Source organism: Bifidobacterium sp. B4111, assembly GCF_026537235.1.
Lineage (GTDB): Bacteria > Actinomycetota > Actinomycetes > Actinomycetales > Bifidobacteriaceae > Bombiscardovia.
Genome location: NZ_JAFNMO010000002.1, coordinates 99,689 through 120,252 on the forward strand (window position 1 = coordinate 99,689; position 20,564 = coordinate 120,252).

Below are 20,564 nucleotides of genomic sequence, written 5' to 3' on the forward strand. Positions count from 1 at the left end.
GCTCAACGGGTCCGCCCAACAGCAAAAATGCGCGAGACCAGTCGCCCCAGCAGGTTGAGCAGCAGAACAATAAGGATCAGCACCAGAGCCGCAGCCCAGGCCCTCTGCATGTGGACATCAGCTAGGCATCCCGGGTCAGCGCCTGGCCCGCAGACAGCCAGACCCTGGGAATACTCGTTGTAGACGAAGACCGGCAGGGTGGTCATCCTTCCGGAGAAGAGGTTGGGGTTGGTGGTGGCGATGAAGCCCGAGGCTATCAGCAGGGGCGCCGTTTCCCCGATGACCCGTGCCACGGCCAGAATAGTGCCCGAGACGATTCCAGGCAGGGCCGTGCGCAGAACAATACGGGTGATGGTCCGCTGCTTGGTCACCCCCAGGGCATAGGCCGCCTCACGCAGGTCATTGGGAACCACCGTCAGCATATCCTCGGAGGTCTTGACCACCGTGGGCAGCATGAGCAGGGAGAGCGCCACGGAGCCGGCCAGGCCGTTGACCGTGCCCGGTCCAACCACCAAGGCGAACATGGAGAAGGCAAAGAGGCCTGCCACGATGGAGGGAATCCCGCTCATCACGTCCACCATGAGACTGATGGCCTTGGCCAGGCGGCCTCCATGGGCATACTCAACCAGGTAGACCGCGCACATGACGCCCACTGGAATGGATATGACCATGGATCCAAAGGTAATCTCCAGGGTGCCGATTACCGCGTGCAGGATGCCGCCATAGCCTCCGGTCGGCGTGGGGTTGCCCCCTACCACACCGCTCATGTTGTGGGTGAGGAAGTCCGGTGTCAGCCGTCGCACACCCTTGGACAGGCTGACCCAGAGCACCGAAACCAACGGAATCAGGGCCACCAGGAAGGAGAGCCCGATCAGGACGGTCATCAGCCGGTCCTTGCGCTTGCGAGCACGGATGGAGGACCTTGTAGGCCTGAAACGATCAAAATCGATGACTGGCCCACGATCAGTTCGGCTCGCCATCATGCACCCGCCTTCGCTGTGATCCTGCGCGCCATGTAGTTGACGATGAAGGTGATGATGAAGAGGACCAGACCGGTAGCCACCAGAAGGGCCACACCCTGGGAGTCCGCCTCCGGGAACTGGGCGGCGATGTTGGCGGCGATGGTCTGGCTGTTTGAAGCCTGCAGCAGCCGCAAGGAGTAGCTGAAGCCTGGCGAAAGAATCATCAGCACCGCCATGGTCTCGCCCAGAGCGCGGCCTAGGCCCAGCATGGAGGCCGAGATGATGCCCGAACGGCCGAAGGGCAGGACCGCGAGCCGGATCATTTCCCACTTTGTAGCGCCCAGAGCCAAGGCAGCCTCCTGTTGCAATCGAGGGGCTTGGATCAGGATGTCACGGGTGACCGAGGTGATGATGGGCAGGATCATGACCGCCAGCACCAGGGCCACAGTGGCCACGGACCGGGCAGGGGCTGCAACGGGTCCGGCAAACAGCGGAATCCATCCCAAATGAACAGATAGCCAACGCCAGAAGCCTGTGATATTGGGAACCAAGACCAGAGCCCCCCAAAGCCCATAGATCACCGAGGGCACGGCGGCCAGCAGGTCGATCACCGTGCTAAGCAACGTGGACAGGCGGGCGGGAGCGTAGTAGCCGATGAAGAGGGCGATGCCAAGGGAGACAGGGAAGGCCAAGAGCAGGGCCAGACCGGCAATCAAAATGGTGCCAAAAACCAGGGGACCCACATAGCCCAGGAAACTGCCCGCCCGCCCCCCGCTCAGGGAGAGGATGGCCTGGGTGCGGGAATCTGGGTCCCCAGTGAAGGCCGGAAAGGCCCGCAGGATCAGAAAGAGGGTGACAGCAGCCAGGGCCAGCAGGATCAGAATGCCCGCACCGGTGGCGCAGGCCTTGAAAATCCGATCCGCCCGTTTAGCCTTGTTCAGGGTTGCAGCCCCGTCCAGTTTCTCGTTCATGCCTTCCCCCCGATGGTCTCCACCGAGGCCATGGCCTGGTTGCGCAGCCCCTGCCCCAGCTCGGCGCTGCCCGCATTTGCCGCAGCCATGCGCTGACCCTGCTCGCTCAGCAGATAGGTCAGCCAGGCCTTGGCGAACCGGGTCTTGGATCCGTCTTGATCATCTCGATAGGCGGTGCAGACCACGTTGTAGGAGACCAAAACAATGGGATAAGTATGCTCCCGGCTGGTGCGATGGTCCACGGTCAGGACCACCCGGCCGGGCTGGCTGGCCTGCGGATCCCGCTGGGCTGCATCCAGCAGGTTGGCCACGGTCTTGGCTGTAGGCGGCTGCCAGGTCTTCCCCGCCTGGACCGCCACCGTGCCCAACCCAGTGGTCTGGGCCGCGTCCGCATAGCCAAAGGTACCCTTCGCCTGGTTCATGGTCATGACCACACCGGCAGTGCCCTTGGCGCCCTGTCCTAAGTCGTTGGGCCAATTCTCGCCCGCTGGGTAAGGCCAGGCAGACCCGGCCGTGTCGTGCAGGTAGGACAGAAAACTTTTCGTAGTGCCCGACTTGTCCGAACGATGGATCACCGTGATGTCCAAGTCGGGCAGATTAGCCCCCGGATTGAGGGCTGCTATGCGCGGATCCCGCCATTTGGTGACCTTTCCGGAGAAGATCATGGCGATCAGAGCCGGGTCCATCCGCAGATGGCCGCCTGAACCCTTTGGCCACAGATCGGGGAGATTATAGGCCACGGCGATTGGGGTGGCGTAAACGGGCAGATCAATGGCCGTACCGGAACCGCAGACCTTGCGCGAGCGCTCAAGCTGGTCTGAAGTCAGCGGTGCATCAGTGCCGGCCCAGATGGCCGAACCCGAAAGGAAGGCGTTGACCCCAGCACCGGAACCTGCTGGATCATAGGAGATGCGCGCACTTGGATGCTGCCTGCGGAAGCCGGCTATCCAAGCCTCGTCGGCGCTCTGCTGGGAGGATGCGCCGGATCCGGCGAACTCGCCTTGGAACAAGGCTTGATCTGGAGTATCGATTGCTCCGCCGCCTTCGATGGGGACGTTGTCGCCGCAGGCCGCCAGGGGGATCAACATTGCCAAGGACACGAGGAGGGCCGCAAATCTACCACGACCATGACCATGTGCGTGCATGTTACCTACCTCGACCGCCGTTGCATTTCAAACGTCTGTCCTCATCAACCCGTGTCGGACCCTCCTGCATTCACATTACCGAAGCCCGCTCAACAACAGCATACTGGAAACGCTGACCGCAGGACAAGGCCGCCGCAACCGCGTCAGCCAAGCGGAAAAGCTCAATCACAATCCACAGCCGGGTATATTATAAGGACATTGTCAGACGCTTCACTCTCTAGCTTTTCTTAGTGTCACCGGTATCGGTATGCCCTGATTCCTTTTCTAGGACGGCACCGCAGGGAGTGGTATACGCAGCGGAAACTGAGCCCAAAGGAAGTGGTGGTTGCATGAGGAAGCAGGAGCTCGCCAAACAGGGGCGGACCCTCAGCAAGGATGGAGCCTTCGTCAACGGAAGACTCACCCGTGAGGCCTTCCTGTCGCTGGCCATCCTGACCGTCATCACCTTCCTAGGCAACTTCACCCAGCTGCAGCTGGCTTCGGCACTGCCCACTATAGTGGACGAGTTCCACATCACCCTGACCACCGGTCAGTGGCTGACCTCGGTCTTCCAGCTGGTCATGGGCGTTATGGTGCCGTTGACCGGCTTTCTGACTAAGCGTTTTTCCACTAGGCAAATCGTCATCACCTCCATGGCGGTCTTCACACTGGGTTCCCTGCTGAGCTGGCAATCGCAGACCTTCGCCATGGTTCTGCTGGGGCGCATCCTGGAGGCCGTGGGCACCGGGACCATGTGGCCCGTCCTGCAGATCACCGTCTTCTCCATCTATCCTCTGGCCAAGCGCGGCATGGCCATGGGCACCGTGGGCCTGGCCATGAGCGTGGCCCCGGCCATCGGCCCCACCCTGGGCGGATGGCAGACCGATGCCAACGGCTGGCGCTCCATTTTCCTGACGCTGAGCATCTGCGGGGCCGTGGCGCTGCTCCTGTCGATCCTTGGTCTACGCAACTTCGGGCAGCGAGACAAGAGCGTCAAGGCGGACTTCTTCTCAGTGGCCCTGTCCATCTTCGGTTTCGGCGGCCTCATGTTCGGCTTCACCAACATCGAGAACTTCCCCATCACCTCCTTCATGACCTGGCCCTTCATGTTGGTCGGCCTGATCGGAATCATCTGGTTCGTCCTCCGCCAGCTCAACCACGACAAACCCCTGCTGGACCTGCATGTGCTGCGGATCAAGAACTTCACCGTAGGCACCATCATCGCCTCTATGTCCTTCTTCGCCTTCAGCTCGGTCACCGTCATCCTGCCCATGTACATCCAGACGGATCGTGGCTTCTCAGCCACCATGAGCGGCCTGGTCATGCTCCCAGGGGCCATCGGCACCGCCATCGCTCAGTTCTTCGGTGGCCGCCTGCTGGACCGCTGGGGCGCTCGGCCCGTAGCCATGACCGGCTGCTCGGTCCTGCTGCTGGGCACCATCGCCATGAGCATGATTGGGGCCAACACCTGGATCGGCCTGGTCTCCATCTGCCAGTTCATCCGTCAGATCGGCATGGGCTTCACCCTGATGCCCCTGACCACCTGGTCCCTGAACAACCTGGCCCCCAAGGATGTTTCAGCCGGTTCGGCCGTCACCAACACGGCCCGGCAGATCGCCGGAGCTGTCGGCGCGCCCATCCTGGTCATCCTTATGGAGACCATCACCACCCTGCGCCACAACGCCTTGGGCGGCGGCCACTCCACCCAGATCGCAGCCAACATTTTCGGGGTGCAGTGGGCTCTGCGCATCTCGGCACTGATCTGCCTGGGCATGGTCCTGCTGGTCTACTTCGGCGTTCGCGGAAACGGCGCCGGCTCCGGCCGTCAGATGACCCGCATGCTCCTGCGTCACATGCACATCATCCACACCGATGCGCCTGCCGTCACTGCCTCCACCGCCGACTCCAAAACACAAAACTGATTACCGGGTGGTTTTGCGGGCTATAACCCGCGATCCTATGACAAGATCCTGGGGAACCGTAGCTCTGCCCCCAATACGTCCCAGGACGCGGTCAACACAGGTCCGCGAGATCCACCCCAAGCATGAATCCATGGTAGTGAGCGGAGTCTGCAGATAGGCCGACTCTTCGATGTTGTCGAACCCGACGAGCTGAACCTGGTCGGGCACGGCTCTGCCGTAAGCAGTCAGAGCTGACAGGGCGCCGATAGCCAGCTGATCATTGAGAGCAACCACCCCATCGAACGGCATCCCCGCCTCTAATATCCTTTGCATGGCCAGATACCCGCTGCCCAAGGTCCAGTCATAACCGGTAACGCCCAGAAGCCGATCATCCAGCTGGAGCCCCCTGGCATGAACCGCTTTAAGCACGCCTTTCATCCTCAACTCGGCATTGCCTTCGACTGCAGCCTCCAACTGATTCCGGTCAAGCGGCGCATGCAGACCGATGACCGCCAACGAACGCACCGACCGATCAAATAGATACTCTGCAGCCATCCGAGCTGCCTCGGCATCGTCGACCATGACATGATCCGCCACCCCATGGGTGGTCCGCGCACCCACGCAAACCAGGGGATAGCGTACATTCAGGTCCTCCACGGCAAATCGTTCAAGCTCCGACATAGAAAGGATTATGCCGTCGCTGATAGTGCTATTAAAGGATGCCAAAATCTCATGCGCACCCTTGGCGGACCCCTCGGCATATGTGCTGACATATACTGCATAGTCCCGCAGGCGAGCGCTGTCGATGACCCTATTAGCCAATTCAGCCAGATAGGGAGGTGTCAGCGAAGGCACGGCCAGCGTAATGATACCGGTTTTGTTTCGATGCAAATTGCGGGCCGCGGCATTGACCTTGTATCCCGATTCGTCAATCACCTGCTGCACACGCGCACGGGTCGCATTTGACATACGGCCATTGCCATTGATCACATTGGACGCGGTCTTCAGCGAGACACCCGCCTTGCTGGCCACCTCGCGCAAGGTGATCCGTTTACCTGGACGTCCTTCATCCGTAGCCATAGGCACCCCCTAGAATGCAGCAACCTCCAAGGCACTATGGCAATCAGATCTATTGACGGGTGATCACCACACCATGCACTCCTATAGTGTACTGATTACCGGATAAACCGCCTCCATTGGACCGGGTCGCTCGTTGAACCACCAAAGCCTCACCCATGGTGGACACATCTCTGACAACTGTCGACCCCCGGTTGAAATAGAAATGATAACAGCCCTGTGGCCCGGACCTGATCAGGTGCACCAACCGCGGGTCGCCATCACGTCCGTTATGCAACCCTGCCCCTGCCGCGCCAGTGAGAAAATCAGGAGGAAAGATCCGATTGATCACCGAGACCAGCGATTCCTTGGTGAAACCAGTCCCGAGATAGAGAACCCGGCCCTGACCGTATCCATGGATGGTCGCCGCAGGTTTTCCAGCCATGTCGAGGTCATAGGAACGACGCCCATGGTAACGAGCCAGCACCCTTACCGAATCCTCTATGCTCAAGGGATCGTTGACCCATATATTGCCCTCAATGCCCTCTGATACCAGGATGGATCCACCGCCTTGGCCTCTCGTGCCCAAGGCGATCATCTCCTGGGAAGCGATACCTGTCAAATCACGCAAAACCGCAGGATACCCGCCCAGACCGACGTGCATATGGCCGTCCATAATGCCACTGGCGAAGTCCACCACCAGACGGCCGCCCTCGCTCACGTAGTCTCGCAGACGGCCGGCTTGCCTCTGGTCCAGCAGGATCAGGGCGGGCAACACCACGACGTCATAGCGCTCCCACTGCCCTTTCAGCGGCATTACGTCCGCTCTGAGCCCGACGTCAAGCAAGGCTTGATACCAGATATAGACTTGCTGCCAATGATCCAGAGAACAATCGGGCAGAGTCGAATCAGCCATAGACCACTGGCAGTCGGCATCGAAAAGCAGGGCAATAGGCGAGGGCTCCAATTGGGTCCCGGCCAGTCCACTCCCGGAGAGCCTGTGCAGAATGTCTCCCAAAGCAGCAACCTGAGTATAAATTGCCGAATCCGGCCCTGCATGAGGGACCATGGCCGAGTGGAAGGCCTCTGCTCCGAAGGCGGACTGCCGCCATTGGAAGAAGTTGACTGCATCCGCCCCCATAGCTACGTGGGCCAGAGCGTCCCGGATCAGTTCGCCTCGACGCTTGGAAGCATTGAAAATGCGCCAATTGACGGCTGATGTGGAATGCTCCATCAGACACCAAGGATGCCGTTGAGCATAGGCGTCCACCAGGGAATCCGAGCAGAGGAGCTCATCCAGGTGTCCGGGGCCATGAGCGAAATAGTGGTCATTGGCCACGAAATCGACCTGGTGGGACCAACGCTCATAATCAAGGACACATTGGTCTGTAGAGACCATGAAATTGGTCGTCAACGGTTTATCAGGCGTGAGCTCCTGCAACTGATCGCGTTCGGCACAGAAAAAATCCATCAGCGCATCTGAGCAGAATCTACGAAAATCCAGACGCAGTGCTGGATTGATAAAGGCATCACGCACGCCGGCATGTTCAGGCAGGGGAACCTGATCGAAGTTCTGCAGACGTTGGGACCAGAAATCGTTGCCCCAGGCTTGGTTAAGCTCCTCGATGCTGCCATAGCGCCGGCGGCACCAGCCTTGGAAGGCCTTCAAAGCATCCTGCGAGTAGTCGGTTGCGTTGTTCCATCCATATTCATTGCCGACATGCCAGGCGACCACAGTCGGATTGTCGCGGAAATGCTCTCCCATGACCCTGCAAAGGCGGAGGGCATAGCGCCGAAAAACAGATGAGGTGGGCCTCCAGGATTGTCGAGCACCAGGATGGACCAGGGTTCCGTCCGCCTTCACGGGCAACACCTCAGGATGTGCCTGATAAAGCCAGTACGGAGCCGTAGCTGTAGCCGAAGCCATGTCCACTGCGATACCGGCTTCGCCTAGTAAAGCCACCGCCCGATCCAGCCATCCGAAATCCCAGACTCCGTCGCTTGGCTCCAGACGTGCCCATGAGAAAATGCCCAGTGCCACCATGGTGACGCCAGCCCGCTTCATCAACGCGACATCTTCGGTCCATGCCCGCTCCGGCCATTGGTCCGGGTTGTAATCCCCGCCGAACCAGATCTCCCCTGAATGAACGTCGAGGCCTTTCGGCCATCGGTAAGGTCTGTACTGTTGGGGCTGCCGACGGTCATGATAGTCCGTTCTGCTCATGTCTGATCCCGTCTGCGCCTTCCCGCTACTCCTTGACAGCGCCGGCAGCCAAACCGGACTGCCAGTATTTCTGCAACAGCAGGAAAGCGACGACGATGGGGATGATGGTGACAAGGCTGCCGGTCACCACCAGGTTCTGAATGGCATGGGCACCAGCGGTCGACGCCTGGTCCTTCCAATTGTTGAGCCCGATCGTCAGCGGATACCAATTGGAATCTTTGAGCATGATCAGAGGCAGGAAATAGTTGTTCCAAGTGGCCACGATAGTGAAAAGCGCCGTAGTCACGATGCCGGGGGCCAGCAGAGGCAGACTGATCTGCCAGAAAGTGCGGAATTCCCCGGCCCCGTCGACTCGGGCTGCTTCCAGCAGCTCAGTAGGCACTGCCTGGTCGGAAAAGATCCACATCAGGTATAGGCCGAAGGGCGAGATCAGACTGGGGATGATCATGGCCCAAGGCGTATCAGTCAGTCCGATCTTGGCAAAGAGCAGGAACTGAGGCACAGCAAGAGCGATGCCTGGCACGCTGATGGCTCCGATGACTACAGCAAAGACGAGGCGACGGCCGGGAAAGCGGAACTTGGCCAGGGCGTATCCACCCAGCACAGCCAGTAGGGTGGCGCCACCGGCTCCCACAACCACGTAGAGCAGGGTATTGAGCAACCAGCGCCCGAAGATTCCTCCTTCATAGGTGAACACCTCGCGCAGATTGTCCCAAAGGGCGAACTTGTGCCCAAGGGCCAAACCGAAGGTGCCGATGAAATCCGACTGGGTCTTGGTGGCATTGATGACCAGCCAGATCAGGGGAAACAGGCAGTAGAGGGCGAAGATCCCCGCGGCAAGGGTCAACGGCCAGCTGCGCCGCGGATTGTCCGGATTGGAGAATCCTGTTCGAGCTGCCCTTTGGCGTTCCGCACGCTCATCCCGGGCGACGCGTCGGGCGCGCATACGTTCAGCCTTGGCCCCGTCGACAGCCGTGGAATCAACCGTGCTCATTGCATCTGCTCCTTCATACCCCTGAGCTGGACGGCGTAGGCAGCGACCATGGTGATGATGGCCATGACGATGGCCAAGGCCGCCGCATAGTTGCTCTGACCGCCCATGAAGCTCAGGTTGTAGGCATACATGTTGGGGGTGTAATAGGTGGTAATCGCATTGCCTGGGACCATGGTCTGCAGCACCGAGGGCTCATTGAAGAGCTGGAAACTGCCGATGATGCTGAAGATGACCGTGATGACCAGGGAGCTCTTGAGCTCGGGAACCTTGATGCTGCGCACGATCTGCCACTCCGAGGCTCCGTCAATAGCCGCCGCCTCATAGAGCGAGTGCGGCACAGTCGACAGCGAGGAATAGAAAATCAGCATGTTGTAGCCCGTGAACTCCCAGGTGTTGATGTTGCCTATGGCGGCCAGGAGCACGCTGGGCTGCAGAACGTCGATATGCGTGCCCAGCCATTGATTCAAGGAACCTACCATTCCGTACTTGGTGCCGTAGATGAACCCCCACATCAAAGCCGCCACCACGGCGGGCACTGCGTAGGGCAGGAAGGTGGTGATCCTGAAGAAGCGCGTGCCGTGCAGCTTGAGCGAGTCCAGAGCCAGCGCCATCAATGCCGCCAGAAGGAGCATGATGGGCACCTGGACCACAGTGAAGAGGGCCACACGGCCCACTGATGACCAGAACTGCCCATCCTTGAGCAGCCTGGCGTAATTGGCCAGGCCTACAAAGACGTTCCCTCCGATCATGCGCTTCTCGTACAGACTCAGGTAGATGGCATAGAGCACCGGCAGAACGAAAACGAACACGAAGACCACAACAAAGGGCCCCATGAACTTCCATCCACGCCAATCTGGTCTGCGGGGCCGCTCCCCAGTGCGGCCCCCGCCGGTTTCGCCAGGGCCTTGATCCCGCGCAGGGGCCAGAACCCGCGCAGACGAACCTTCGGCTTCACTCATAATGCCTGCCCTTCTGTCCTGTAGCCGTCCGGAGACGGCCCTGATCAGCCGCCTCCTTCATCACTCACTTGTTGACCTGGTACCCCTGCTGGTTGCCATGATCCACCAGCTTCTGCTGATAGTTCTCGAAAGCCTTCTCCAGACTGGTCTGCTTCATGTAGGCCTTGCCGATGGAATCCCCGTAGGTCGACTGGGCGAAGGGGTTGTAGGGCAGATACTGGAATTTGGAGACTTTGAGGTTGGCTGCCTCGGTCAGGACCTTGTTGACCTCCTGGCCTCCGAAGTACTCATTCTTCTTGCTGGTGAATTCAGCTGAGCTCAGAATGCGTTTCAGAGAGGGGAAACTGCCCTGGTCAGCCATGACCTGGGCTCCCTTGCCGTGTGTCAGATATTCTGCGAACTTCCAGGCTGCCGCCTTGTTCTTGGCCTTCTTGGGCACAACAAGAGCCGAGCCCCCGTCTTCGGCGGACACGCTGCCCCCCTCTTCCCACTGCGGCAGGGGCGCGACCCTCCAGTTGCCCTTCTGGTCGGGTGCGCCGGACTCCAGATTGGTGGGCATCCAGGCGCCGATGGTCAGCGAGGCCACCGACCCATCATTAAGCGCCCTGTTCCAGTCATCGGACCAGTTGGCGGTCTTGGTATCGAGCAGGTCTTCGTCGATCAGCTTTTGCTGAAAGTCGATATACCGCTTCATGCCGGGGTCCTTGGTCATGTTGATGGTGATCTTGTCCCCATCGACCTTCCAAGGATGCGCCCCGGCCTGCCAGGCCTGTGCAGTAAAAGGCTGATAGGCATTCTTGTCACCGGCGTTGTTGGTGATGTAGGAACCTGCGGCTCGGATCTTCTTGGCATCCTGATAGTACTCATCCCAGGTCTTAGGAGGATCGGGGATGCCGGCCTTGTCGAAGACCGCCTTGTTGTAGAAGAAAACCTCGGGACCGGCATCAATGGGCAGCGCATAGGGTTTCCCGTCGTACTGGACCTTGTTCCATGGCCCCGGGGTGAAATCGTCAGCGAACTTGTCGGCCCCATACCCCGACAGATCCTCCAGGTTGTCTTCAATGGCAAACTGCTGGACGGTAGGATCCTCCAGCATGGTGACGTCGGGGATGCCCTTGCCTGCAGCGACCGCATTGGACAAGGCCACCTGGGTGTCACCAGCAGTGCCGGTGTTGTTGTACTTCACGGTGATGCCGGGATTGGCTTTTTCAAAGGCGGCAATGGTCTCCTTGATGCCATTGCCCCAGCCCCAAAAGACTATGCGCCCCGAGGCCTTGCTGGCGTCCGCCGGCTTCGATGCTGATCCGGAGCCGCTGCTTCCACAGGCAGCGAACGAAGCCAGGGCGACCACGGTGATGCCCATGGTCATGAGTTTCCGTGCAGAATGCATGATGAACCTTTCGATGTTTGAAAAACCACGTCCTTGATAAGGTTTTGATGCCCCACTCCTTCCGATCGTTGATACAACTGTGTACCAACGTGGTATTCAGTATAACCCTTAGCCATGGATTGTCAATTCAGCGCAAGAAGACGCCGCCCACGCCCGGCTACAGCCATCAACAGAACGCCCGCCGCCACACAGCCGGCCGCGAAGATCGGAATGCTGCCGGCGGCGATGCCCCCGGCAGCCAATGCATGGGATGAAACCGCGCTCTCGATGCCAAGACGAACGGAGACGGCCCCTCCTCCTGCATGGACCGCCGGAAGCACATTTGCGCCCTGATTGATTTCACCATTGCTTTCAGCCCCCTTGTCAGGCGCATCTGTCAGGGACACGTCGTCCACATGCAGGGTCTGGCCCGAACTGCCGGAAGCCTCGACAGCGATCCTGGTCTGGCCGCCAACTAGTTCGACCGGCAAGGAGGCCTGCCTCCAGCCTGTGCCAGTAGAGTCAGCCAGGTCGATTTCAGAGGTTCTCCCACCGGATTCGATTGCGATCCTGGCCCGATCCATGCCTTTGGGATTCATATAGGAGAGTTTCAGAAGGTAGCGGCCCGCGTGCAGGGGAACATATCCCGGTGCATTAAGATCCTGGACGATGGAGGCGTCGCGGGATCGCCCGGGAGCGAACCGCAGGTCGAAGTCGCCCACTCGCCCATAGGCATCGGCTACGTTGGCCACAGCATCCGGATTGGCACGCCGCCATCCGGCGATGTCGCCAATCACCTGGCCATCCTTATCCCGATACCCGTGCTCGCCTACCGAAATCCTGTCCGCTTCGAAGGACCCATTGAGCACGTAGTCATTGGCCTCACCAACCGACCAAAGGCCGGTATCCGCATCCAGCCTCCACTGGCTCATGGAATTGAAGCGGGGCGTGCCGACATCATCGAAGCTCAGCGGATTCCACTGGTTGTAGCCAAGTCCGTTGCCTGCGAAGTCAGCCCATCGGTCGCCGCAGTGGATGACGGTCTCCGCTCTGCTGCCACGCAAGGTGTAGTAAAAACCGGTCTGGGTGATATGGCCGAAATCTGCTCGGCTGCCATCCATGATCACCGTCTGATTGACGGGCTGATACGGGCCGAAAAGGTGATCTGCAACCTGGAAATGAATTCGGGAAGCATCCCACCCGAACAGATCGGAGCCAGCAAGATAATACCGGCCAGCGTGCTTGAAAAGCGCATTGCCTTCACGCCCAAAACCTTGGTAGAGCTTGGTAGGCTCCAGCAAATCCACCCGGCCGTTTCTGGCGCCTATTCTGGCTGCCCAGACACTGCCGCGGCCACGGCCATAGGAATAGATCAGATAACCTGTGCCGTCCTCATCCTGGAAGACGCTTTGGTCCCCGGTATTGCTGGTGCCCAGTCCGTAATCGCGCATGTCGATACGCCTCTGGGCTTTGAACGGGCCAGCAGGTGAATGGGCCGTAGCGATCAACACCTTTTTGTCGAAATTGCGACCAGCGGCATCAGTAGGCATCTCATGCTGGATGAGCATGGCATAGGTTTGCAGCTCGGGGATATAGGCAACCCCCGTTCTGCACACCCAACCCGCACGGCGGCCACCGAAATCACCGGAGAAGGCATCGGCCTGTGCTCTGTCCAAAGCCACGCCTTGATAGCGCCAGTCGGACAGATTCTCGGATTTGTAGACATCCACTGAAATGAAGTCATTGCCGGTGAGCGCATGGGTTGGGTCATGACGGTAAGTTTCCGCCTGTGAAAAGTGAACACCATACCAAAAGTGAGAGACCCTCCCCGTGGCCGGATCCGGGAAATCGAAGATTCCTCCGCCTTGCATATACATCGGATTGCCGTCGGCGTCATTCCAGAAACGGTCATTGACGATTTGCCCGCTTCCGCCTGCAGAATTAGATTTTTGCCCTGCTTCTTGAGCGGCGACCGTCTTTGGCGCCACGAATGACAAACCCATAATCACAGCCAGAGCGACAAGCAGAATGGCCGATTTGCGGCTTTTCAGCATATGGCCCCCTATGTGATGCCCTTCCCCTGGCATATGCGAACCACGATTGCCGTTCATGGCCAACCTCCCTGTTGCCGATGGCTGCGGGCATAGAACCTGAGAAATTCAGGAATCCATGCGGATGATACAACTGTGTATCAACCTCCGATCATTTTACCACACCAGAACAGGCCCGGATCAAAGCAGGGGGGGGGGGGGGGAGGAGAAGCAGTAGAACGAAGGAGGAGAGGGATTGTGACGATCCTATACGAGCAGACCCGTCCATCGCGGTCTGTTTCCGCCTATCAGGGAAAGGCCAGCAATCAGCGATCCTGCGGAAGGGGCTGGCCCGGGCAGGTATGCAGAACGGCCAGCATGGCCTGCTTTTCCGAGCTTGTGACGCTCAGGGAGTACTTGTCCTTGACTGCTATCTGACGGGCTACATAGGAGCACTGATAGTCCTTGTTCTCAGGCAGCCAGTAGTCGGCCGAAGCACTCCCCTTGGCCTGGTTGGCCGGGCCGTCCACGGCAAGGAGATTGTAGGGGTCGTTGCCAAAACGGTAACGGCGGGCCGTGTCCCATTTGCTGGCTCCTGACCGCCAGGCATTCTCCAGGGCGACCACGTGGTCGATCTGCACAGCCGAGCTAGTCTTAGGGCCTCTGATAAATTCAATGGTCCGCCCAGTGTAGGGGTCCTGCAGACGGCCACTGGCCACCTTGCAACCGCCGGGGGTGGTGGTGCGCAGATCAGTCAGATCGCGAGTCAGCACATCCTCTCGCACATTGCAGCCGTTGCCGTCCTCATCGGTCTCCTTGAAGCCGAAAGCCTCGCGCCGGTACTGGCGGCCCGGTCGGGCATGATCGTCCACTGTCAAACCCTGCAGGGTCTGGGCCGCATCGCCGGTTGCCGTATATCGGCCGGTCAGCCGTCCGACTCCACCATTGACCCTTGGCAATATCAGGCCGATAGTGATGCCCAAGACCACAGCCACCACCAGAAGGATCAACACACGTTCCGTCAGCGATTCGCGACGAAAGCGGGCCGGGGCGGGATTCCTCAATGTCGAACCGTACCGGCCGCGGCTCCGATATCGATGTCTTCTGCGTCTCGAATCGGTCATCTGCCGCTAATACCTCCTATGCCGGCTGCATGCATGAAATCTCCATCATAGCGCTCAGGCGTAGGCGTAAGTCATTGGGTCGTGTCCTGCACGCACCGGAGTGTCCATGGCATCGATGGAGGCATGCTCCTCAGAGGTCAGGCTGAAACCGAACAGGTCCAAGTTCTCCGCCTGCCTTTTCCTGTGGACGGACTTGGGGATGATGATGGTTCCGTTCTCGATGTGCCAGCGGAGTACCACCTGGGCCGGCGTAACCCCGTGGGCCTGGGCGATTTTCTCCAGTCTTCCGCCGCCGACTGTCAGGTCTGCGCCGCGCGCCAATGGCGAGTATGCCTGGACAGCGATGCCGTGTTCCTTGCAGAAAGCCGTCACTGTGCGCTGCTGCCAGCTGGGATGCAGTTCGATCTGATCCACGGCAGGGTATTCCCCCGTCTCCCGGTGCAGCCTTTCCAGATGCTCAGGCAGAAAGTTGCAGACCCCCAGAGTCCGCACTCGCCTCTCATCACGCAGCCGATGGAATGCGCTCCAGACCTGGTCGGCCCGCCAATCAAAGGGGGTGGGCCAGTGGATCATATACATGTCGACATAGTCAGTGCCCAGCAGGGCCAGCTGGCGGTCGAATGCCCGAAGAGCACTGTCGTAGCCCTGTTCGGAGTCACGCAGTTTGGTGGTCAGCCACAGGCGAGCACGCTCAGGGCCACTCTGACAGCCGAAAGCCCTGAGACCACGGCCCACCCCGCCTTCATTGCGGTAGCCCGCCGCGGTGTCGATGTGGCGATAACCCAATTCCAAGGCAGAGCGCACCGCCCCAGCGGTCTGATCATCGTCGATTCTAAGCACGCCCAAGCCCACCTGCGGAATGCGGTTGCCGTCAGACAAAAGAACGTCAGGGACTGCTGCCATGGTCCACACCTTCCATGATGCAGCCCGGCAGTCTGCCGGGCCATGCTCGCTCTATTCTAGAGCCGGGGAAGAGCCGGACCCGGACAGAACTGATACCTGTGGTCGAACATGCTTCCCCATGCACCAGCTAGAATTTGGCGATGCCGAAGAAGTACAGCAGGTGGGTGTCGAACCAGTGATAGCCAAGGTCGAATACAGGCAGGAAGCCGATCCGCATCATCATGCCGACCGAGCCCCAGGCGAAGAACAGACAGAGCAGAGCCAGCAGCCACATGAGTGCGCTGCAGATCCGCCGTGTTTTGATCAACCGGCGACGACGGGTGGCTTCGGCTCGGGTCTCCTGCTCATGGCTGACCATGATCGTGGCCAGTGGCTCCCCCACGGTTCCGGATCCTGTGGCCCGAGACACCAGATGCTCCATCTGCTCCAGGTCTTGACGGCAGCTGCGCCGGCGGCGCGAGAGCAGGTACCAGCCCACAAGGCTGGCCGCAAACAGGGCAAGGAGCACCCAGACCATGTAGATGGGCGCCCCCTCAGGTTGAGTGGGGGGTACATCATCACCGATATAATGCCCCCGCACGATCAGTCGGTGGGAGTTGACGCCATAGGGATAGCAGGTCAGCAGGGTCACGTAGTTGGAATTCTGGATTGGCTGCAGTGCGCTGACATCGGTAGGCAAGATGACCTTAATCTGGTCCACCTTGTAGCTCATGTGCCGTTTGAGCACTCGTATCTGGAAAACATCCCCCTTGCGCAACTGGGTCAGGTTGTCGAAAAGCATGTACCCGACCTCACCGGTATGCCCGGTGATGACGGCATGGATGGTTCGGTTGTCTGTAGGCACGTGGGTCGTGGCAATATGTCCTGTGCCGTCCTTGAGCACCGCATCACTTGTTCCATGGCGCACAGGCAGCTTGACATTGATTTTGGGGATCTCCACATAGGCCATCATGCCCTTGCCGTCCACATTGAGGATCTTGTAGTAGCGACCCAGTGGTTCCTTGACTTCCTTGTACTTGAAGGGGTCCCTCAGCGTAGGCTTGCCTAATTCCTCGTCGTACTTCTTGGCATCGCGCCACATGGCTTTGCGCTGTGCAGGCGAGAGTGCATCCACGATCTGATCGTAGTTGTCGACTGCGGCGGAATCCTTGGAATAGTTCACGTAAGCTGCCAGCAACGGATAGAGGAAGATTGCCAGACCAATCAGGAAAGCCAAGGTCTCCAGGAGGCCGAACCCTCGCCCTGACTTGCTGGCCTTGCCATTGCTCTTAGCTTGTTTGGATGCAGCCGCAGTTGTCTGGCCTGCGTCCTGAGCATGATTTCCTGAAGCAATAATTATAGGAGCCGACGTGGTAGCTTTGCCTGGAACAGGCGCTTGGGCTGCTATTGCATCTGAATTATCCGACTCTACAGCTCTGCGATCCTCAGGTGTTGCCGAAGGTGGATAGGAAGGGGGTACATCGGAACTTGGAGCATAGGCAGGCGGCATATCCGCTTGCACAGCAGGCTTTTCTAATGAGGACGATACTGTCGGAATGGACTCATATGCTACATCACCGTTGCCGGTGGCATTTACTGGGCTGATAGTAGCCGAGTCAGTGTTCTGGTCCATCTATAGCCTTCCTCGTACTGCGCTTCCTATAGTCCAGTTGCCAGTTTTTTGACATATAAAAACCGGCGGTACCTGTATGATACCGCCGGTCTTTACGCATCCTCACAGATGCCTACGATGCCATTTGGTGGCAACATGCCGACATCGCCATGAGAATACCTAGCGTTCATCCCGGTTCCAGGATCGTGCAACTACCCCCAAGTAGATGCCCATCATGGCCAGAATCATAAGCAAAATGCCAGGCGCCACCATGGATGCACCGGTAGCTGCCAGTTTGCCTGGCCCAGATCGCACCACTGGCACGACCTGAGGCACGTCCACAAGCTTGGGGCTTATAGTCACATCATAAAGCGGATGGACCTCCCCCTGCTCGCGGTAGAGCGGCAACTGTACAACTACAGGGTCGGCTTTTACCTTTGCATTCTTAGGTGTGGCTACCATAGTGACCAACCAGTACGAAGCGTGGAAGTAGTCGCCATCAAAAACAGCCGGGCTGCCTCCGGTCAGGCTGGATGCGTCTGAATCGAGATTGGCTCCAGTAAGCCAAACACCTTGCGATTTCGCCTCTGACGCATTGGTTATAGTTCCTTCTTGATCAGAGACACCGTAATATTCAGCGGGCTGCGTCTTGTCTTTGAAAGCATCTGGATTGGCTGCCACCTCGTTGCTGATGGCCGCTTGTGCCTTATCAGCGCCTGGATTATGGTCAAGTGCCTCCACCCGGCTCTTGAGAGTACCTGCATCCAGTCTTAGGGCACGAAAGACGTACCCTGCTCCAGCAGATACAGGAGCACTCGGCAGGATGTCATTCTGGCCTCCTTGACCTGAATGCCCTCTCTTGAGTTGCACCGTCAGGGTCGGGTTAACCGTCGCCGCCTCTGCCGCCGGCGTCATATCGAAAGCGGTAAGTCCTAAACAGGCCAAGGCCGCAATCAGACAAAGCAGGACCCGGCGGGTGAGGCATTTCGGCAAGGCAATTCCCTTCATAAACCTTCCCTTCCAAGGCCGCCTTTCGACGACGTGGTTGCGTCAGATCCGCTGGCCCAAATGGAATCAGACCAGCGTCCCGACATGCGCGGACCGAAGAAGATCTCAACAGTCCATATGAAAATGGCGGACGATTCACGGAGGAACCGTCCGCCATCAGGTCACCTCACATGATTCTTGATATGACCGTGATCATCAGGCCCGGGCGGCGTTATTGCGCCGATTGCGGGCGTAGAGGGCACCACCCATGATCAAGGCGCCGACAACCAGCAGCAGCAGGATGCCGCGACCACCAGTCAAAGGCAGGGCCAATGGGGAATCTCCATCAGTGGTCTTGTAGTGGGCCAGATACTTGGAGACCGCCTCATTGTTGAACATCATCTTCGTACCAGCAGGGATATCACTTACAGGCGCGTTAAAGCTGCCAAAGTTCAGATCTGTGTACTCTGGCTGCAACGTAGCGTTACGACCATACTTCTGAACGATTGCTTCCTCAGTCAAGCCAACATCCCCATAAGTTACCTTTTCGAAGGGGATGCCGGGATTACGCCAACCCTGTGGGGTCTTAGTCTCAACCAACATCCAGCTTGTATTTTGGACAGTCTTGTCAGCTGCCTGGGCTGCGCCAGTTCCGAAGATAGGCAATGCCGCGAAAACTACCAGTCCTTTGTCGTTGGCTGTAGCCTTGTAAACCTGAACACCGGCGGGAACACTATCGTTTGAGCCGTAGAACTTACCATCTGAAGCCAGGTACTTGTCCACAGTATCAGCATCCTTGACCAAACGATATTCCGTACCAGGCAAGGCAGGATACTTCGGATTCTGATTCTTGCTCTGAACAGAACCAAAAGCTACCGCTGCATTGGTAACGTTTGTATGAGATGGCACAGGATCCAGACCCTTGCCATCAGAATTCACGTTATCAATAAAGTCAGATGCCGCATCGTTAACTACACCACCGGTACCCGTAGAATCACCATTGCCCGTTACCAATGCATCATAGGTGACTTCAAGCTCCATCACAGGGGCGTCGATTGACTGTATCGTTGCAAGGCTCTTGAAGAAGTCGAATACCCAGTAAGTCACATCTTTAGAAGGTGCATCCGCAAACATCTTCTGACTGGGATCGGTCAGCCGAGCGGGATTTGCATTAGTAGTTGTATCCGAAGCGAATTCAGCACCTGGCAACGCAGTTACGTTACCCTTGCTATCCCGAATGTCGGCTCTGACAGTGTTCGCATCACCCTTCAGCGAGCTAGACATACGATCAGCAAGCCTTATATCGCCCCCATGACCCTGCAATTCACTGACATCAAGCTTTCCATCACGGTGAACAGCAGCTGCGCTATCATTGTAAATCTTCTGAGACAGCTTATAGGTGACTATATCACCAGCAGTCGCTGTGGTTTGATTCTTGACAGTCCCATCACTACCCTTCACGCTTTGCACAGTCTTGGCGAAAGATTCAGTGCTGACGTTCTTTGGATACAGGTGCAGGTGATAAATGAAACCGCGAGTCTGGTTTTCATCCGACCCATTAGTTGCATACGGCAGACCAAAGAATGAATTGACGGCAGTCTTGTACTTTCTCATATCAAGCGCGTGTGCATTATTTGCAGAATCAAAAGCAGGAGAATTAGCTGTATCCTCACTCAGAACATAGTAATGATTGGGACCTGCGGGGAAAGACAGCTCTGTTCCAGTTAGCTTTCCGTCTGAGCCAACTTGGTACCATTTGTTAATGACACCTTGACCGTCAGTCACACCAGCAAATACCGTATCATTCTTAGGCTGATATGTACTTGAGTCACTAGCATTGATATCAGCCAGACTCTTGCCATCTGCTGGCTTTACTTCCGTAACCTTAAACATAATGCCTTTGGCAGGAGCCAGATCGTGATTGGCGTTCAGCTGATCAGCATCCTTGGCTGAGCCGGTGGGCGCATTGCCGTCATTCAGTGACAGATACTTCGTAACAGTTAACTGAGGCACCTTGGTTGTATCCAGATTGCCTGGTACGAAGTCATCTTCAGCGGCAAATCCATAGTCTTCAGCGGCCGAAGCCTGGGTGGCCGGCATGACGACCATGCCCGCCAGGAGCGTCGCTCCGGCAACCGCTAAGCCTAAAAGCTTAGGGAGCCTTGTCCCTTCATTATCTCGTTGCATGTGCATGCACGCATTCCCTTCTTTGTTAATAGGCACAGGATGGCCAGGCACATCTTCACCTCCCCAACCGTTTACTGCCCCGACTCAGGGGGGTGGGCAATATGTCAACTTTGGGACATGCCACTGTTCCCATTGCCTAATCATCACTGTACCGACAAAATATGGACAACGCAAACCGACAA

General features: G+C 58.1%; 15 protein-coding genes. 1 reads left to right on the plus strand and 14 read right to left on the minus strand.

Annotation, left to right across the window (positions count from 1 at the left end; genetic code table 11):
• Positions 1-2 precede the first annotated feature (2 nt).
• From pstA to J3T93_RS04340, 3 genes are read right to left on the minus strand one after another with little or no spacing between them, the layout of a single operon-like run.
• Entirely contained in the window at positions 3-983 is a 981-nt protein-coding gene (gene pstA, locus J3T93_RS04330; protein ID WP_220236900.1) for a phosphate ABC transporter permease PstA, read from the minus strand.
• Positions 980-1,933, minus strand: coding sequence for a phosphate ABC transporter permease subunit PstC (pstC, locus tag J3T93_RS04335; RefSeq protein ID WP_267430677.1), 954 nt, complete (start codon positions 1,931-1,933; stop codon positions 980-982). Before pstC ends, pstA begins: the two co-directional genes overlap by 4 nt.
• On the minus strand, positions 1,930-3,021 hold the full coding sequence (locus J3T93_RS04340; protein ID WP_267430964.1) for a phosphate ABC transporter substrate-binding protein PstS: 1,092 nt from the start codon (positions 3,019-3,021) through the stop codon (positions 1,930-1,932). Before J3T93_RS04340 ends, pstC begins: the two co-directional genes overlap by 4 nt.
• Positions 3,022-3,407: 386 nt before the next feature.
• Here J3T93_RS04340 and J3T93_RS04345 point away from each other — a divergent pair, with 386 nt between their 5' ends.
• The gene (locus J3T93_RS04345; protein WP_220236897.1) at positions 3,408-4,979 is read left to right on the plus strand and encodes an MDR family MFS transporter; all 1,572 of its coding nucleotides are present in this window, start codon (positions 3,408-3,410) and stop codon (positions 4,977-4,979) included.
• On the opposite strand, the gene J3T93_RS04350 is transcribed toward J3T93_RS04345, so the two are convergent.
• The 11 genes from J3T93_RS04350 to J3T93_RS04400 form a co-directional block, all read right to left on the minus strand.
• Positions 4,980-6,038 carry a LacI family DNA-binding transcriptional regulator gene (locus tag J3T93_RS04350; protein WP_220236896.1) on the minus strand — a complete coding sequence of 353 codons (1,059 nt, stop codon included), beginning with the start codon at positions 6,036-6,038 and terminating at the stop codon, positions 4,980-4,982.
• Positions 6,039-6,087: 49 nt separating this feature from the next.
• Positions 6,088-8,238, minus strand: a complete 2,151-nt coding sequence (locus tag J3T93_RS04355; protein WP_267430678.1) for a beta-galactosidase — start codon at positions 8,236-8,238, stop codon at positions 6,088-6,090.
• 25 nt (positions 8,239-8,263) lie between these two features.
• Positions 8,264-9,232: a carbohydrate ABC transporter permease gene (locus J3T93_RS04360; RefSeq protein WP_267430679.1), complete on the minus strand. Its 969-nt coding sequence runs from the start codon at positions 9,230-9,232 to the stop codon at positions 8,264-8,266.
• The gene (locus J3T93_RS04365) at positions 9,229-10,191 is read right to left on the minus strand and encodes a carbohydrate ABC transporter permease (RefSeq protein ID WP_220236893.1); all 963 of its coding nucleotides are present in this window, start codon (positions 10,189-10,191) and stop codon (positions 9,229-9,231) included. Before J3T93_RS04365 ends, J3T93_RS04360 begins: the two co-directional genes overlap by 4 nt.
• A gap of 64 nt (positions 10,192-10,255) precedes the next feature.
• Positions 10,256-11,581, minus strand: a complete 1,326-nt coding sequence (locus J3T93_RS04370) for an ABC transporter substrate-binding protein (RefSeq protein ID WP_220236892.1) — start codon at positions 11,579-11,581, stop codon at positions 10,256-10,258.
• 122 nt (positions 11,582-11,703) lie between these two features.
• Positions 11,704-13,614, minus strand: coding sequence for a family 43 glycosylhydrolase (locus tag J3T93_RS04375; RefSeq protein WP_267430680.1), 1,911 nt, complete (start codon positions 13,612-13,614; stop codon positions 11,704-11,706).
• Between the two features lie 302 nt (positions 13,615-13,916).
• Entirely contained in the window at positions 13,917-14,714 is a 798-nt protein-coding gene (locus tag J3T93_RS04380) for an HNH endonuclease family protein (RefSeq protein WP_267401100.1), read from the minus strand.
• Between the two features lie 54 nt (positions 14,715-14,768).
• Positions 14,769-15,617, minus strand: a complete 849-nt coding sequence (locus tag J3T93_RS04385; protein WP_267401099.1) for an aldo/keto reductase — start codon at positions 15,615-15,617, stop codon at positions 14,769-14,771.
• A gap of 127 nt (positions 15,618-15,744) precedes the next feature.
• Entirely contained in the window at positions 15,745-16,833 is a 1,089-nt protein-coding gene (locus J3T93_RS04390) for a class C sortase (protein WP_220236888.1), read from the minus strand.
• Between the two features lie 555 nt (positions 16,834-17,388).
• Positions 17,389-18,216 (minus strand): hypothetical protein, encoded by an 828-nt coding sequence (locus J3T93_RS04395; protein ID WP_267430681.1) that lies wholly within the window; start codon positions 18,214-18,216, stop codon positions 17,389-17,391.
• A 195-nt stretch (positions 18,217-18,411) separates the two neighbouring features.
• Positions 18,412-20,388 (minus strand): pilin N-terminal domain-containing protein, encoded by a 1,977-nt coding sequence (locus tag J3T93_RS04400; protein ID WP_267430682.1) that lies wholly within the window; start codon positions 20,386-20,388, stop codon positions 18,412-18,414.
• Positions 20,389-20,564 lie beyond the last annotated feature (176 nt).